Source organism: Carboxydothermus ferrireducens DSM 11255, assembly GCF_000427565.1.
GTDB classification, from domain to species: Bacteria; Bacillota; Z-2901; order Carboxydothermales; family Carboxydothermaceae; genus Carboxydothermus; species Carboxydothermus hydrogenoformans.
Window position 1 is genome coordinate 20,874 of record NZ_KE386561.1, and the last position, 15,057, is coordinate 35,930.

Consider the following 15,057-nt stretch of genomic DNA (forward strand, 5'->3'; position numbering starts at 1 on the left):
ATTTGGGCCAGTACTGAAATTCCTCCAAAACTTAAAATAAAACTCGTTAAGATAAATTTTGTTAGCGGAGTGAAATTTAACTCCGCAATTTTTTTTATTCCGTTGGAAATTTCCAAGAAACCAGCAAAAAGAGCTGTTATTATTCCGGAATTTGGTAAAAAAGTTTTTTCGGCTAACGATATTACCACAGCAAAAAAGATAATAAAGCCTCCTACTAAAAATATTTTGTGAAAAGCAGTTTCAATGGCTTCCTGGAGAGTTTTGCCGAATGGAAGATTGGAAGAAGAAGTTATGATCGCAAAATTTGTCGATTTACTTATTTCTCTTTTTCTCCGTGCACCAATTCCCAAGATCAAACCTATTGTTATACTTGCACCGTAATGGCCGATTAACAAAAATGAACCGTAAAGGGGGTTGTTAAACAATGTTATGCCTACGGTTGATATAAGAAAAAGGGGACTTACGTTATTGGTGAACGCTAAAAGCCGTTCTCCTTCTTCCCGGGTGATTAACCTTTGCTCCCTAAGGTTTGCAACCACAATGCTGCCTACCGGGAAACCGGACATAAATCCCATAACAATCGATAGGGCTGCAACTCCCGGAACGTTGAAAAGAGGCCTTAAAATAAACTCGAAAATGGAACCAAGCATTAAAAACACATCGTTTTTATTTAAAAGTTCAGCTACTATGAAAAAAGGAAGTAAGGTAGGAATGATGATTTGCAGCCACAGGTCTACCCCGGACTTTGCACCCTGGTAAACTGCCATTGGGTTTGAAATGAAAATAAGAAAAAACAAAAATAATAACCAGGCTTTATTTTTTCTTACTAATAACCACAAAGCTTTTCACTCCTGAGTCTGAAATATAAGAAATATAAAAAAATTTAAAATTTAATATTTTGGATAGAAAAACTTTATTGGGTATGATATAAATAAATTGGTAAAAATAATGTTGAAAAAAGTCGGGAGGCTTTTTTATGTTAAATTTTATTGAAAAAGTGAAAAGCAAAGCCCGAGAATTTAAAAGAACAATTGTACTTCCGGAAAGTAAAGATGATCGTGTTATTAAAGCTGCGAGTGAAATTATCAATCAACAATTAGCTAAAATAATTTTATTAGGCAACGAAAAAGAAATTGCCGAAAGAGCAAAAAATTTAAATGTGGATCTTAATGGAGTTACTATCATTGATCCGTTAAAAGATAATAACCGGGATAGATATGCTAATCTTTTGTATGAACTTAGAAAAAATAAGGGAATGACCTTGGAAAAAGCGTATGAACTAATAAATGATCCCCTTTACTATGCAACGCTTATGGTTAAAGCTGAAGATGCCGATGGTTTAGTGGCAGGATCATTAAGTCCAACCCCCAATGTTTTACGTCCGGCCTTACAAATAATAAAAACCAAGCCGGAGTTTTCAGTTGTTTCCGGAGCATTTATTATGGTAATTCCTAATCCGCAATTTGGCGAGCATGGAATAATGCTTTTTGCCGATTGCGCTGTTAACCCCGATCCTAATTCCCAGCAGTTAGCGGAAATTGCTATTGCATCAGCTATGACTGCGCAAAAGTTGTTAGGAATAACTCCTTATGTGGGATTGTTATCTTTTTCAACTAAAGGAAGTGCCGAACATGAGCTGGTTGAAAAAGTGCGGGAGGCCGCACGAATTGCCAATCGTCTCCGACCCGATTTAAAAATTGAAGGAGAACTTCAGGTAGATGCGGCAATTGTCCCTGCGGTAGGTGCCCAGAAAGCTCCTGGAAGTGAAGTGGCCGGACGAGCAAATGTTTTGATATTCCCCGATTTGCAGTCGGGAAACATAGGATATAAACTTGCTCAGAGAATGTCTGGGGGAGAAGCGATCGGACCAATATTGCAGGGTATGGCCAAGCCGGTAAATGATTTGTCCCGGGGCTGTAGTGTGGATGAAATTGTAAACTTGGTAGCTATAACTGCTGTTCAATCATATTATGGTATTTAAGGCGCCTTTGGCGCTTTTAAATTTTCGTAAAAGGGGGCATATTTTGTGAAAGTACTCGTGCTAAACTGCGGTAGTTCATCCCTTAAATATCAGTTACTGGACATGGAGAAGGAAACGGTATTAGCAAAAGGCTTGGTAGAAAGGATTGGGTTAGAAGGTTCGCGGTTAATAATTGATCTTCCCGGCCGGGAAAAAATCAAAAAGGAACAACCTTTTGCCAATCATGAGGTTGCAATTAATGCAGTTTTAGAAGAGTTAGTACGGGAAGAATACGGCATTTTGCGTAATTTAGAAGAAATTACTGCGATTGGCCACAGAATTGTGCATGGTGGAGAAAAATTTTCCGGCTCAGTTATTATCAATGAAGAAATCCTTAAAGCTGTTGAGGAATGTGTTAACCTGGCTCCTTTGCACAACCCTCCAAATATTTTAGGCATAAGAGCTTGTCAAAAACTCCTGCCAAATACTCCGCAGGTGGGTGTTTTTGATACGGCTTTTCATCAGACCATGCCCAGGAAAGCGTACCTTTACGGTGTACCGTATTACTGGTATGAAAAATACGGTATTAGACGGTATGGTTTTCACGGAACTTCCCACAAGTACGTTGCCTATAAAGCTTCTGAAATCCTTGGAAAGCCACTAAATGAACTAAAAATAATTACCTGTCACCTGGGAAATGGTTCAAGTGTGGCGGCGGTAAAAGAAGGGAAATCGATAGATACTTCTATGGGTTTTACTCCTTTAGAGGGTCTTATGATGGGAACCCGTTCGGGGAATATTGATCCAGCTATTGTGACCTTTATCCAAGAAAAGGAAGGATTGTCGGCCGCTCAGGTTAATGATATTTTAAATAAAAAGAGCGGTGTTTTAGGAATATCTGGCTACAGCGACTTTAGAGATATTGAGGAAAGGGCATCCGCCGGGGATGATAAAGCTAAGCTTGCTCTGGAAATGTTTTGTTACCAGGTAGCAAAATACATTGGGGCTTATGCCGCTGCCATGAATGGCGTTGATGCCATAGTTTTTACGGCAGGTGTGGGGGAGAATTCGGATGTGGTTCGCAAGGAGGTTTGCAAATATTTGGAGTTTCTCGGGGCAACCCTTGATGAAGAGAAAAATAAAATAAGAGGTAAGGAAGCAATAATTTCTAAGCCGGATTCTAAAGTGAAAATCATGGTAATTCCAACCAATGAAGAATTGATGATCGCTAAAGAAACCCTTGAACTGGTAGCTAACAAGTAAAATAGTTGACAGTATTTTTTACCCCGGTTATAATGTTACTTGTTATTGGGGGTTTTAAAGATGTACTTAGATTTAACTTCCATAAAAAATGACAAAAATGTCGTGCTGGAGTTTGCCGAAAAAATTAATCTTGAAACGCTGGGAGAGGGCTTTGGTAATTTTACCAGCGATAAGCCTTTTTTAATTACCGGCACCGTGCAAAATACCAATGATGGTTTTTATTTAAAAGGGAGAATAACCGGGGAAGTTCATACCAACTGTAGCCTTTGTCTTAGCAATATCGAGCTAAAAATTGATCTTTTTGTGGAACGTTTATATAAGTTAGTTGCCGATGAAGATAGTTATGCTCTGGTTGATTTTAAAATAAATCTTGATGAACTGGTTTTTGAAGAAACGGTATTAAATTTACCTTTGAAACCTGTTTGCCATCATGATTGTAAAGGCCTGTGCCCGGTTTGTGGTGAAAATTTAAATGAGCGGGAATGCAGCTGTACCCAGGAAGAAATCGATATTCGGCTGTTGCCGTTAAAACAGCTCTTAGAAAAGCAAAAGGGGGTGTAAGGTATGGGAGTACCAAAAAGACGGGTGTCAAAGGCAAGAAAAAATAAACGGCGTTCGCAGTGGAAGATTGCTGCTCCTAAACTTGTAAGCTGTCCCCACTGCCATCAATTAATGATACCTCATCGGGTGTGTAAAAGCTGCGGGTATTATGATGGCCGGCAGGTTGTGAATATGGAATAGTCAAAAATCTCCAGTTGCAACTGGAGATTTTTTTTTACTTGCAAGACAATCGGGGATAAGTTAAACTATTATATAGTAGCAGGTAATAATAGGTGGTGTTAAATGAGTAAGTCTCCGGAAGCGAGAAGAAAAAAATTACTGGAAATAATTGAAAAAAACCCTTTTTTGACTGATGAACAATTGGCAGCAACTTTAGGGGTAAGTGTGCAAACTATCCGTTTGGACCGGATGATTTTAGCCATCCCCGAACAACGGGAACGTATTGAAATGATGGCGCAACGAGCTTATCAAAATTTAACATCGCTTGCCAAAGAGGATATTATTGGACGGTTGCTTTTATTAGAACCGGGAGAAAAGGCGGCATCAATGTTGGAAATTACACCGGAAATGTGCTTTAAGGATGGAAATATTGCTCGCGGACACTTTCTTTTTGCCCAGGCAAACTCTCTGGCAGTTGCTTTGTGTCCGGGTAAAAATGTCTTGACGGGGATTGCCCGGGTGAGCTTTAAAAAACCGACATATTTGGGTCAAAAGGTTATTGCTACCGCGGTGGTTCGGGTAAAAAAACAAAATAAATATTACATAAAAGTTGTGGGCAATGTAGAAAATGAAATTGTTTATGTTGGAAGATTTGTGGTTTTTAAAATTTCAAGGGAGGGTTAGGATTGTTAGTGGTTGACGCCATGGGGGGAGATTATGCTCCCCGGGAAATAGTTTTAGGGGTCCAGGATTTTGTTGAAGAAACCGGAGAGAAAATTGTCTTAGTTGGTCGGGAAAATGAAATAAAAAAGGAATTAACAAAAAAAGGAAAATCCCTTGGTTATATTGAAATAATAAATGCCGACGAAGTTGTAACGATGGAAGAAAAACCAACAGTTGCGATAAAGAAAAAGGAAAGCTCGGTATGGAAAGGTCTTCAATTAGTAAGGGAAGGAGTAGCTCAGGGTTTTTTCTCTGCCGGCAATACCGGAGCGGTGATGGCTTCGGCGGTGCTATGCTTGGGTAAGATTAACGGAATTGATCGACCGGCAATTATTACCCTGCTGCCCACCCTGACCGGGCAGACGTTTTTAATTGATGCTGGTGCCAACGTTGATGTCAAACCTGAAAACCTTTTTCAATTTGCGGTCATGGCCCAGGTTTATTTAAAAACTGCGTACCAAATAAAAAATCCTCGGGTGGCGTTGTTAAGTAACGGAGAAGAAGAAGGAAAAGGTAATGACCTGATAAAAAAGACCTTTCCCATTTTAAAGGAAAAAATTTCTGGCTTTATAGGGAATATTGAAGGGAAGGACATTTTTAGAGGTGTGGCGGACATAATTGTTGCCGATGGGTTTGTTGGTAATATCGTTCTTAAAACTGGAGAAGGACTGGCAGAAAGTATTTTTGTTCTTTTGAAAAATGAGGTTTTTACCGGTTTAAGGGGGAGTCTTGGGGGATTAATTTTAAGAGAGTCTTTACAAAAAATAAAAAAGCGTCTTGATTATGCAGAATATGGCGGTGCTCCGCTTTTGGGGGTAAACGGGATAGTTTTTATTGCCCACGGGCGCTCCCGGCGACTGGCGGTACGCAATGGTTTAAAAGTAATGACAAAGACCGTTGAATCCGGTTTTTTAACTGAATTGATAAAGGGGGATTTTAATGTCTGGAAGGATTGAAGGCATTGAAATTTTAGGAACAGGGTATTATGTGCCGGAAAAGGTTTTAACGAACAAAGAGCTTGAGTCAAGATTGGATACTACCGATGAATGGATAGTAACCCGAACTGGAATCAGGGAAAGGCGTATTGCCTCCCCGGAAGAAACTACCCTATCAATGGCGTACTATGCTTCAGAAAAGGCAATACAGAGGGCAAAAATCGAACCAGGGGAAATTGGTTTAATAATTGTGGCTACCGCTACTCCGGATATGATTTTTCCCGCAACGGCGGCCCAGTTGCAGGAAAAGATTGGGGCTACCAATGCCGGGGCTTTTGATTTGTCTATTGGTTGCACCGGGTTTATTTATGCTTTAGTTACCGGGGCTTTATATACTAAAGTGCTGTATCCGCAAAAGGTACTTGTAGTGGGCGCTGAAAAGCTTTCAGCAATAGTTGACTGGCAGGATAGAAGTACCGCAGTTTTATTTGGTGATGGTGCAGGTGCTGTGATATTGGGTGTAAATCCTCAAAAAGCGGGGATTTTGGCCTTTGAACTTGGAGCCGACGGAAGCGGTGCTGAGCTATTAAAATTGCCTGCCGGTGGGTCTAAACTTCCAGCATCAGCAGAAACTGTCGAAAAAAGGCTCCATTTTATTAAAATGAATGGAAGTGAAGTTTTTAAATTTGCTGTAAAGAAAATTGAAGAGTCGGTAAACGGTTTACTTGAAAAAGCCAAATTACAACCGGACGATATTGATTTATATTTATTTCACCAAGCCAATCGTCGAATAATTGTTAACTCTTTGGAACGTTTAGCTTTAGATATTGAAAAGACCTTTATTAATATCGAGCTTTACGGAAATACCTCGGCGGCGTCTATACCAATAGCATTGGATGAAGCTATTCATGCGGGAAAACTAAAGAAAGGTGATAAGCTCTTACTCAGTGGTTTTGGAGCGGGGCTTGCCTGGGGCGGTTTAATTATGGAATATTAGGGGGGCGATAAATTGAAGACGAAGATTACGGAACTTTTAAAGATAAAGTATCCCATTATCCAGGGGGGAATGGCCTGGGTGGCAACCGCGCGCTTAGCAGCAGCGGTTTCCAATGCCGGTGGCCTTGGGATTATAGGTGCGGGTAATGCACCGGCGGAATGGGTTTTAGCGGAGGTTCGGAAGGTAAAAAACCTTACCGATAAACCCTTTGGGGTGAATGTAATGTTGCTTTCTCCCCATGTAGATGAAGTTATGGAAGTAATCATTGAAGAAAGGGTTCCGGTGATAACTACCGGTGCTGGCAATCCCGGCAAATATATAAAAAAACTCAAGGAAAATAACGTAAAAATAATTCCAGTGGTGGCTTCGGTGGCCTTGGCAAAGCGCCTGGAAAAAACGGGAGTGGATGCGGTGATAGCTGAGGGTCATGAATCGGGGGGACATATAGGAGAACTTACCACCATGGCCCTGGTACCGCAAGTTGTAGATAATGTTTCGATTCCGGTAGTTGCAGCCGGTGGAATTGCTGATGGTCGGGGATTGGTTGCTGCTTTAGCCTTAGGAGCCCAAGCGGTACAAATTGGAACCCGTTTTCTTTGTGCGGAAGAAACGGAAATTCATCCAGCAGTGAAAGAAGCGGTAATTAAAGCCGGCGACAGAGATACGGTTATTACCGGGGCTTCGACCGGTCATCCTGTGCGGGTCATAAAAAATAAGCTTGCCCGGCGTTTTTTGGAGTTAGAACAAAAAGGAGCTCCTCCCGAGGAACTTGAAAAACTTGGTGCGGGAAGTTTGAGGCGATGCATGCAGGAAGGGGATATAGAAGAAGGTTCACTGATGGCGGGACAAATTGCCGGATTAATAAAAGAAATAAAACCGGTTAAGGAAATTATTGAAGAAATTATGCATGAGGCGAGAGAAATAATGAAAAGGATTGTGAGGGAATTCGATGAGTAAAACTGCTTTTGTTTTTCCCGGTCAAGGTTCCCAGTATGTTGGTATGGGCAAAGATTTATATGATGAACTACCAGTTGTACGAAAATACTTTAATTTAGCCAATGAAATTTTAGGTTATGACCTAACTAAAATTATTTTTGAAGGACCCGAAGAGGAACTCAATAAAACCGAAAATACCCAGCCGGCAATCTTAACTTTAAGCTATGCTCTGTATGTAACTTTAGAAGAAAAGGGAATAAAAGCTAAAATTTATGGCGGTCATAGTTTAGGAGAGTTTACTGCCCTTACCGCTGCCGGAGTAATAAATTTTGCCGATGCAGTTAGACTTGTACATGTCAGGGGAAAACTGATGCAGGAAGCTGTTCCGTTGGGGCAAGGGGTAATGCTTGCGGTTATGGGCATAGAAAAAGAAGAACTTGTGGCTACGGTAAAAAAACTCCAGGAATATGGTATCATGGAAATCGTGAACTTTAACGGTGGGGGCCAGTACGTATTGGCCGGTGAAAGTAAAATAAAAGAGCTTACAAAAACCCAATTAAAGGAAGTGGGGGCTCGAAAGATTGTAGAACTTCCGGTTTCAGCACCTTTTCATTCGTCCCTGATGAGGGCTGCCGCGTTAAAGTTTCAGGAGTACTTAGAAAAGGTTGAGTTTTTACCTCCTAAAGTACCGGTTATCAGTAATGTTACCGCTGAAATCTTAACTGACCCTGTGAAAATAAAGGATTTACTTTCTAAGCAAATGGCTTCTCCGGTTTTATGGGAGCAGTCGGTGCTGGAAATGGCTAAGGCCGAAGTTACGAAATTTATTGAAATAGGTCCTGGCAAGGTATTAACTAACTTAATTAAGCGCATTGTCCCTGTTGCCACTTTTAGTGTAAATAATCTTGAAAGTTTGCGGTTTTTACTTGATAACCCCGGGGAGGTTGGATAAAATGAATTTTAGCGGTAAAGTTGTCCTGGTTACTGGGGCAAGCCGCGGTATCGGACGTAAAATAGCCGAAAGATTTGCTCTGGCAGGAGCAAAAGTTGGAATAAACTATGCTCATAACGATTTGCTGGCCACCCAGTTAAAAGAGGAGTTAGAAAGTAAGGGTGCAGAAGTTCTTCTTGTAAAAGGTGATGTCAGCCAAAAAGAAGAAGTTGAGAGAATTTTTAAGGAATTAGTAACGACTTTTGGCAAAATTGATATTGTTGTAAATAATGCGGGTATTACCAAAGATAAACTTCTTTTACGCATGTCATATGACGACTTTGACTCCGTTATAAAAACAAATTTATATTCAACTTTTCTTGTAACCCGCGAAGCTGCCAAAATAATGCTAAAACAGCGGTTTGGAAGAATCATTAATATCAGTTCGGTGGTTGGCATTAAAGGAAATGCCGGTCAAGCCAATTATGCTGCAAGTAAAGCCGCTATAATCGGCTTTACCAAAGCCGTGGCCTTGGAACTTGCCAGCAGGGGAATAACCGTTAATGCCGTTGCGCCCGGGTACATAAAAACAGATATGACCGAGAAATTAGACGATAAAGTAAAAGAAGCTTTGCTTAACGCCATCCCTGCAGAAAGACTGGGTACCCCCGATGATGTGGCGGCGGCGGTGTTGTTTCTGGCAAGTGAAGGCGCAGGCTATATAACTGGGCAAACAATTGTTGTGGATGGCGGAATGGTGATGTAGGAAGGAGGTGAATTTATGGCAGGAGTGTTTGAGCGGGTTAAAAAAATAATCGTGGATCAATTAGGAGTCGAAGAAGATGAAGTTACTATGGAAGCCTCGTTTATTGACGACCTTGGAGCGGATTCATTGGACATTGTGGAGTTAATTATGGCTTTTGAAGAAGAGTTTGAATTAGAGATACCCGATGAAGATGCGGAAAAAATTCGCACCGTTGGGGATGCTGTTAACTATATTCAGGAGAGAGTTTAAATTTAAAGTCCCGCGGAATTGTTTCCCGGGACTTTTTTAAAAGAGGTGAAAAAATGAAAAGGGTTGTAGTTACTGGTTTGGGTCTAATTTCCCCGCTTGGTATTGGGATTAAAGAAAATTGGGATAACTTAATGAAAGGAGTATCGGGGGTTAGAGAAGTAACTTCCTTTGATACCACTGGATTTGCAACCCGTATTGCTGCTGAAGTTAGGGATTTTGACCCTTTAAAATTTATTGATAAAAAAGAAGCCCGGCGCATGGACCGTTTTACCCAGTTTGCTGTTGCGGCAACTAAATTGGCAATCGAAGATGCGGGGCTTGAGCTCAGTAAAATTAATCCTGAAAGAGCAGGAATATTTATTGGAAGTGGAATTGGTGGGATAAAAACTCTGGAAGAGCAGGCTGCTATTTTACGGGAGAAGGGGCCAGACCGTGTCAGTCCCTTTTTTGTACCTATGATGATTGCCAACATGGCTGGGGGACAGATAGCAATTACCTTTGGCTTAACCGGCCCCAATGAAACGATTGTTTCGGCGTGTGCTTCGGGAGCTAATGCGGTGGGGGATGCTTTTCGCTGTTTGCAAAGGGGCGAGGTTGATGTTGCCATTGCCGGTGGTGCGGAAGCAGCGATAACTCCTCTCTCTTTTGCCGGGTTTTGTTCTATGAAAGCTATGTCTACGAGAAATGACGAGCCGGAAAAAGCTTCCCGGCCTTTTGATAAAGACCGGGACGGGTTTGTTATGGGTGAAGGTGCCGGAATTTTGATATTAGAGACTTTGGAACACGCCCTGGCCCGCGGAGCACGGATTTATGGAGAGATTGTGGGGTATGGCGTTACGAGCGATGCATACCATATCACCGCTCCTGATCCTGAAGGAAAAGGTGCCGCCCGAGCAATGGAGTTAGCCCTAAAAGATGCTCGGTTAAATCCCGAAGATATCGATTACATTAATGCTCACGGGACTTCGACGCCTTTAAATGACAAAGTAGAAACTTTAGCAATAAAAAAGGTTTTTGGTGATCATGCTTACAAGCTGATGGTAAGCTCAACGAAGTCGATGACGGGGCATTTGTTAGGAGCGGCCGGGGGGATAGAAACCATTTATTCGATTTTGGCAGTATTTTTCAATCAAGTTCCCCCAACTTTAAATTGCGATGAACCGGAGGAAGGATTAGATCTTGATTATGTTCCCAATACCGGTCGGGATACGGTGGTAAAAGCTGCCCTTTCTAACTCATTAGGATTTGGCGGTCATAATGTAAGTTTAATTGTAAAGAAATTTAACGGGTGATATCATGGATAAAGAGAATTTAATGTCCTTGGAAAAAATTCTGGGGTTTAATTTTAATAACCCCAGTATTTTACTTTCTGCCATAACCCATCCTTCTTATGCTTTTGAACATCCCGAAGAGGGTATAGAGCATAACGAACGGCTTGAATTTTTGGGAGATGCCGTTTTGGAACTTTTTGTTAGTGATTATTTATTTCGAACCTTTCCCCAAAAAAGTGAGGGAGACTTAACAAAACTTCGTTCCCGCCTGGTTTGTGCTGAATCGTTGTACGAGCTTGCTTTTAAAATTAATCTCGATAAATTTTTGCGTCTGGGAAAAGGGGAATTTAAAGCAGGAGGAAACCAAAGGATGTCGAATTTAGCTAATGCAGTAGAAGCGGTAATTGGAGCAGTTTATTTTGATTGTGGAATCGAAGCTGCCTTTAGTTTTATTACCAGGCTTTACGGAGAAAAACTAAAGCCAGAAAACCTTGAACAATTACCCAAAGATGAAAAAACCACTTTGCAAGAACTATTGCAGAAAGAAAAAAATAACGTTTTGCGGTACGAAATTTTACTGGAAGAAGGTCCTCCCCACCAAAAAATTTTTACCGCTGGAGTTATTATTAACGATAAGCTGATTGCTACGGGTAGGGGAAAATCAAAAAAAGAAGCTGAACAGGAAGCCGCTAAAAAGGCCCTGGAGCTTTTAAAAAACGAGAAGGAGGTTTGATGTGTTAAAGAAAGTAGTTATCCAGGGTTTTAAATCCTTTGGTGAAAAAACGGAAATAACTTTTGAACCTTCGATAACGGGTATCGTGGGACCAAACGGCAGCGGTAAAAGTAACGTTGCGGAAGCAATTCGCTGGGCTTTGGGAGAAACAAAAACAAAGATTTTACGTTCTGAGCGACAGCAGGATGTAATCTTTACCGGTTCGCAGGGAAGAAAACCGGTAGGAATGGCTGAGGTAACATTAATTTTAGACAACAGTAATAAGCATTTTCCCTTGCCTTACGCTGAGATAGCAATTACGCGGCGCTTTTTTCGTTCGGGAGAAAGTGAATTTTACATAAATAAATCTCCCTGCCGACTTAAAGACATTCATGAGTTATTGGTGGATACTGGGCTTGGGAAGCATGGCTATGCCATTATCGGTCAGGGCCAGGTGGATGAGATTCTGTTTTCGTCACCGGAAGAAAAAAGAAGCTATCTGGAAGAGGCTGCAGGAATTAACCGCTTTCGGATGCGGGAGTTGGAAGCGAAGAAAAAGCTGTTGGAAACTCAGAACGGGATTACCAGGCTTAATGACCTGACCAACGAGTTAACTAACCAATTACAGGCTAAAGAACAGGATGTTATTAAAGCAAAAACGTATTTAACATTAAAAGAAAAACTTACTTTTAAAGCAAAGAATTATTATGGAATAAAAATAAAAAATTTACTGGATAAAGTTCGGGAAAACGAAGAAAAAGTCACCCTGTTACATAATCTTATTGAAAAGTATCAGGACCAGATTAACCGCCTGGAAGCAAGTTTTGCAAAGATTCTTTCCGAGGAAGGAAATTTAGCTCTTTTTTGTGATAACTTGCAGAAAATTGTTTTAAACTTAGAAAGTTGTTTGGAGAAACTTGATAGCAGCAAAAAATATCAACAAGAAGAAGAAAATCGCCTCTGGTTGGAGCTTAAAAGCTTAAAAGAACAGATTAAAGCAAATGGCAGGAAACTTGTTGAAATAAATCAAGAATTAAATTCGTACCAAAGACAAGTAAAGGATTTAAAAGCCAAAGAAAGGGAGATTATCAGAAATCTTAAAGTGCAGAAGCAAAAGCTTGGGATAAACGAAGAGAAACTTTTGGAATTAAAGAAGAGCTTGGAAAATTGTAAAGATGAACAATTTGAGTTAAATTTTCGTGAAGTGTCGTTAAGGAATGAAATTAATTTTATTTCTGACTCCTTAACAAGGTTAACTAACGATTCTTTAAAGCTTGAAAAAGATATATATGAACTAAATAGGGAAATTGGTGAAATAGAAAATACTCTGAGAAGCTTAAACGATTTTAAAAAGGAAAATCTGAGAAAGCGGGAAGTGTTAAAAAATAAACGAAAGAAACTGGAAGAAGAATTGAATTTATTAGCCAAAAATATTTTAATCCTGCAAAACGAAAAAAGGGTTTTGGAGAAAAAATATAATGAAAATATTACCCGCTTACAAATATTAACTAAGCTTGAAGAGAGTTATGAAGGTTACGGAAAAGACGTAAAAAATTTATTTGAGGCAAAAAAAAGTGGCTTACTGCCTAATCCGGAAAATATCATAGGAACTGTTGGGGAGTTTTTAGAAGTTGATGAAAGATATCGATTAGCAGTTGAAACTGCTTTGGGTGCGGGGATAAAAAATGTTATTGTGAAAAGTTCTCGGGATTTAGAAGGTATTATAAGATACTTAAAATTAAAAAATCTCGGCAGAATAACCTTTTTGGCCCTTGATTTGCTGGAAACGGAAAGTTTAAAAGGTGACTTCAGCAATTTAACGGATAGTGATGGTTTTATAGGTACTGCCCTTGATTTAATTTCTTTTCCCCAAGAGCTTTCTAAAGCTTACGAAAGCCTTTTAGGTAAAGTTCTGGTAGGAAAGGATTATCAATCCTGCTTAATCATTGCGAAAAAGACCAAACATCGTTATAAAGTAGTGAGTCTTGAAGGAGAATTGCTGCTCCCAGGTGGAATTATTATTGGTGGTAGTTTTAATCAAACTGTTTCGGTTTTACAAAGAAAGAATGAAATAAAGTTACTTCAAAAACAAGTTGATGAGCTTTTACAAAAGAATAATGAAGTGGAAGAGGCATTAGGAGCAATTTTAAAAAAACAGGAGGATATTGATGCAACAATAAAATTAACTGGAGAAAGGCTAAGCGACATAGAAACCCAGATAACTGAGGCCGATTTAAAAGAACAAACTATCAAAAATAAAAGGAATTTAATAGAAAGTAGGTTAATTGAGCTAAAAGGGCAGTTAGATAAAAATAATAGGGAAAAGAAAAATTTATTAGTGGAAAAAGAAAATAGGGAACAACAAATCAACAATATTATTTCTCTTAAGAAAAAATTAGAGGAAAAGATTGCTTTTCTTGAAAAGGAAATATCCAGAATCAATGATTTAATATATGAAAATCAAAATTACTATCAAGAACTAACGTTACAGCAGGTTCAATTAGAAAAGGCGCTGGAAAATATTTTTAACCTTATAAATGAAAAAAGTCTCCAAAAAAAAGAACTCTTTGAAAGACAGAAGGTAAGTGCTAAAAAAGCCTTAGAGTTTAAAAATAAAATTTTAAATCTTAAAAAAGATTTTTTAACTTTAGAGCGCAAGATAGCGGTCCATGGGGATTTACTTTCTGTGAGTAAAAAATATTTTAAAACTGTTAAAAATAAGCATGAGGAGTTAAAGGATAAACTTTCGGAAATGCAAACGACTCTGACAAAAACCCAAAAACTAATACAAAAACATTTTGCCGAGATTTCGCGTTTAGAAACGGAACAGCGCAACCTTTTACAGGAAATCAACAGGTTAAAGTTGTTATTAAATGAAAAATACGATATAGTGTTGGAAGATGAGGAAGTATTAAAATTAGAACCGGTTTATATTGAGGAAAGGGAAATTGAAGAGCTTTACAATCAAATTCAGGGGTTGGGCCCGGTAAATCTTTTTGTAATTGATGAAGTTAAGCGATTGGAAGAACGCATTAATTTTTTAAATCAGCAAAGAAATGATCTTAATGAGGCTAAAGAACAATTAGAAAAACTTTTAAGCCAATTAACCGAAGAAATGGAGCAAAGGTTTAACGAGTTTTTAAAGTTACTTAACGAAGAGTATGACTTAGTATTTAAAGAGCTATTTGGGGGAGGACGTGCTGCCTTAGAAAAAGTTGTTGGAGAAGATCAAAAAGAGGGAATTGAGATTATTGTGGAGCTTCCAGGGAAAAAGCGCCAACCTCTGGGGCTTCTTTCCGGTGGCGAAAGGGCTCTGGCCTCAATAGCCTTGCTTTTTGCCCTGTTTAATCTAAAACCGTCACCTTTTTGCGTTTTGGATGAAATTGATGCTGCTTTAGATGAAGCAAATGTTCAGCGTTTTGCTGCTTACTTAAAAAAAATTGGGGAAAGAAACCAGGTGATCCTTATCACCCACCGGCGGGGAAGTATGGAAGTTTGTGCAAAGTTAATTGGCATTAGCATGCAAGATGGATGTTCCAAAGTTCTTTCGCTTCCCATGGAAAATATTAAAGCAGGGTAAGAAAAAAGATAATG

15 protein-coding genes are annotated in these 15,057 nt (G+C 39.5%); 14 read left to right on the plus strand and 1 reads right to left on the minus strand.

All coding sequences use genetic code 11. From position 1 onward, the window contains the following. Nucleotides 1-839, minus strand: an 839-nt coding sequence (ylbJ, locus tag CARFE_RS15220; RefSeq protein WP_084138952.1) for a sporulation integral membrane protein YlbJ, incomplete at its 3' end; no start/stop codon positions are given. 137 nt (nt 840-976) lie between these two features. On the opposite strand from ylbJ, the gene pta reads away from it, so the two are divergent. The 14 genes from pta (at nt 977) to smc (ending at nt 15,043) form a co-directional block, all read left to right on the plus strand. Next, a complete protein-coding gene (gene pta, locus CARFE_RS0112630) occupies nt 977-1,981 on the plus strand; it encodes a phosphate acetyltransferase (protein WP_028052992.1) in 1,005 nt (334 codons plus the stop codon). A gap of 45 nt (nt 1,982-2,026) precedes the next feature. Further along, nucleotides 2,027-3,223, plus strand: coding sequence for an acetate/propionate family kinase (locus tag CARFE_RS0112635; RefSeq protein WP_028052993.1), 1,197 nt, complete (start codon nt 2,027-2,029; stop codon nt 3,221-3,223). Between the two features lie 60 nt (nt 3,224-3,283). Continuing rightward, nucleotides 3,284-3,784, plus strand: coding sequence for a YceD family protein (locus CARFE_RS15800; protein ID WP_051250321.1), 501 nt, complete (start codon nt 3,284-3,286; stop codon nt 3,782-3,784). 3 nt (nt 3,785-3,787) lie between these two features. After that, nucleotides 3,788-3,964 carry a 50S ribosomal protein L32 gene (gene rpmF, locus CARFE_RS0112645; protein WP_028052994.1) on the plus strand — a complete coding sequence of 59 codons (177 nt, stop codon included), beginning with the start codon at nt 3,788-3,790 and terminating at the stop codon, nt 3,962-3,964. A gap of 102 nt (nt 3,965-4,066) precedes the next feature. Then, nucleotides 4,067-4,627, plus strand: coding sequence for a transcription factor FapR (gene fapR / locus CARFE_RS0112650; protein WP_028052995.1), 561 nt, complete (start codon nt 4,067-4,069; stop codon nt 4,625-4,627). Between the two features lie 8 nt (nt 4,628-4,635). Next, on the plus strand, nt 4,636-5,622 hold the full coding sequence (gene plsX, locus CARFE_RS0112655; protein WP_245570803.1) for a phosphate acyltransferase PlsX: 987 nt from the start codon (nt 4,636-4,638) through the stop codon (nt 5,620-5,622). Beyond that, on the plus strand, nt 5,606-6,598 hold the full coding sequence (locus CARFE_RS0112660) for a beta-ketoacyl-ACP synthase III (protein ID WP_028052997.1): 993 nt from the start codon (nt 5,606-5,608) through the stop codon (nt 6,596-6,598). The genes plsX and CARFE_RS0112660 overlap by 17 nt, the downstream gene beginning before the upstream one ends. Before the next feature lie 12 nt (nt 6,599-6,610). Continuing rightward, nucleotides 6,611-7,555 (plus strand): enoyl-[acyl-carrier-protein] reductase FabK, encoded by a 945-nt coding sequence (fabK, locus tag CARFE_RS0112665; RefSeq protein WP_028052998.1) that lies wholly within the window; start codon nt 6,611-6,613, stop codon nt 7,553-7,555. Then, the gene (fabD, locus tag CARFE_RS0112670) at nt 7,548-8,486 is read left to right on the plus strand and encodes an ACP S-malonyltransferase (protein WP_028052999.1); all 939 of its coding nucleotides are present in this window, start codon (nt 7,548-7,550) and stop codon (nt 8,484-8,486) included. Before fabK ends, fabD begins: the two co-directional genes overlap by 8 nt. Before the next feature lies 1 nt (nt 8,487). Next, nucleotides 8,488-9,231 carry a 3-oxoacyl-[acyl-carrier-protein] reductase gene (gene fabG / locus CARFE_RS0112675; RefSeq protein WP_028053000.1) on the plus strand — a complete coding sequence of 248 codons (744 nt, stop codon included), beginning with the start codon at nt 8,488-8,490 and terminating at the stop codon, nt 9,229-9,231. Nucleotides 9,232-9,246: 15 nt separating this feature from the next. After that, nucleotides 9,247-9,480: an acyl carrier protein gene (locus CARFE_RS0112680; RefSeq protein ID WP_011344353.1), complete on the plus strand. Its 234-nt coding sequence runs from the start codon at nt 9,247-9,249 to the stop codon at nt 9,478-9,480. 53 nt (nt 9,481-9,533) lie between these two features. After that, on the plus strand, nt 9,534-10,772 hold the full coding sequence (fabF, locus tag CARFE_RS0112685; protein ID WP_028053001.1) for a beta-ketoacyl-ACP synthase II: 1,239 nt from the start codon (nt 9,534-9,536) through the stop codon (nt 10,770-10,772). Nucleotides 10,773-10,776: 4 nt separating this feature from the next. After that, a complete protein-coding gene (gene rnc / locus CARFE_RS0112690; protein WP_028053002.1) occupies nt 10,777-11,484 on the plus strand; it encodes a ribonuclease III in 708 nt (235 codons plus the stop codon). Nucleotide 11,485: 1 nt separating this feature from the next. Continuing rightward, nucleotides 11,486-15,043 carry a chromosome segregation protein SMC gene (smc, locus tag CARFE_RS0112695; RefSeq protein ID WP_028053003.1) on the plus strand — a complete coding sequence of 1,186 codons (3,558 nt, stop codon included), beginning with the start codon at nt 11,486-11,488 and terminating at the stop codon, nt 15,041-15,043. Nucleotides 15,044-15,057 lie beyond the last annotated feature (14 nt).

Bases quoted from the DNA above. Each gene is read 5' to 3' on its own strand.
- fapR (WP_028052995.1), top strand. From the start codon at position 4,067: ATGAGTAAGTCTCCGGAAGCGAGAAGAAAAAAATTACTGGAAATAATT.
- fabD (WP_028052999.1), top strand. From the start codon at position 7,548: ATGAGTAAAACTGCTTTTGTTTTTCCCGGTCAAGGTTCCCAGTATGTT.
- fabF (WP_028053001.1), top strand. From the start codon at position 9,534: ATGAAAAGGGTTGTAGTTACTGGTTTGGGTCTAATTTCCCCGCTTGGT.
- rpmF (WP_028052994.1), top strand. From the start codon at position 3,788: ATGGGAGTACCAAAAAGACGGGTGTCAAAGGCAAGAAAAAATAAACGG.
- CARFE_RS0112660 (WP_028052997.1), top strand. From the start codon at position 5,606: ATGTCTGGAAGGATTGAAGGCATTGAAATTTTAGGAACAGGGTATTAT.
- pta (WP_028052992.1), top strand. From the start codon at position 977: ATGTTAAATTTTATTGAAAAAGTGAAAAGCAAAGCCCGAGAATTTAAA.
- CARFE_RS0112680 (WP_011344353.1), top strand. From the start codon at position 9,247: ATGGCAGGAGTGTTTGAGCGGGTTAAAAAAATAATCGTGGATCAATTA.
- rnc (WP_028053002.1), top strand. From the start codon at position 10,777: ATGGATAAAGAGAATTTAATGTCCTTGGAAAAAATTCTGGGGTTTAAT.
- CARFE_RS15800 (WP_051250321.1), top strand. From the start codon at position 3,284: ATGTACTTAGATTTAACTTCCATAAAAAATGACAAAAATGTCGTGCTG.
- fabG (WP_028053000.1), top strand. From the start codon at position 8,488: ATGAATTTTAGCGGTAAAGTTGTCCTGGTTACTGGGGCAAGCCGCGGT.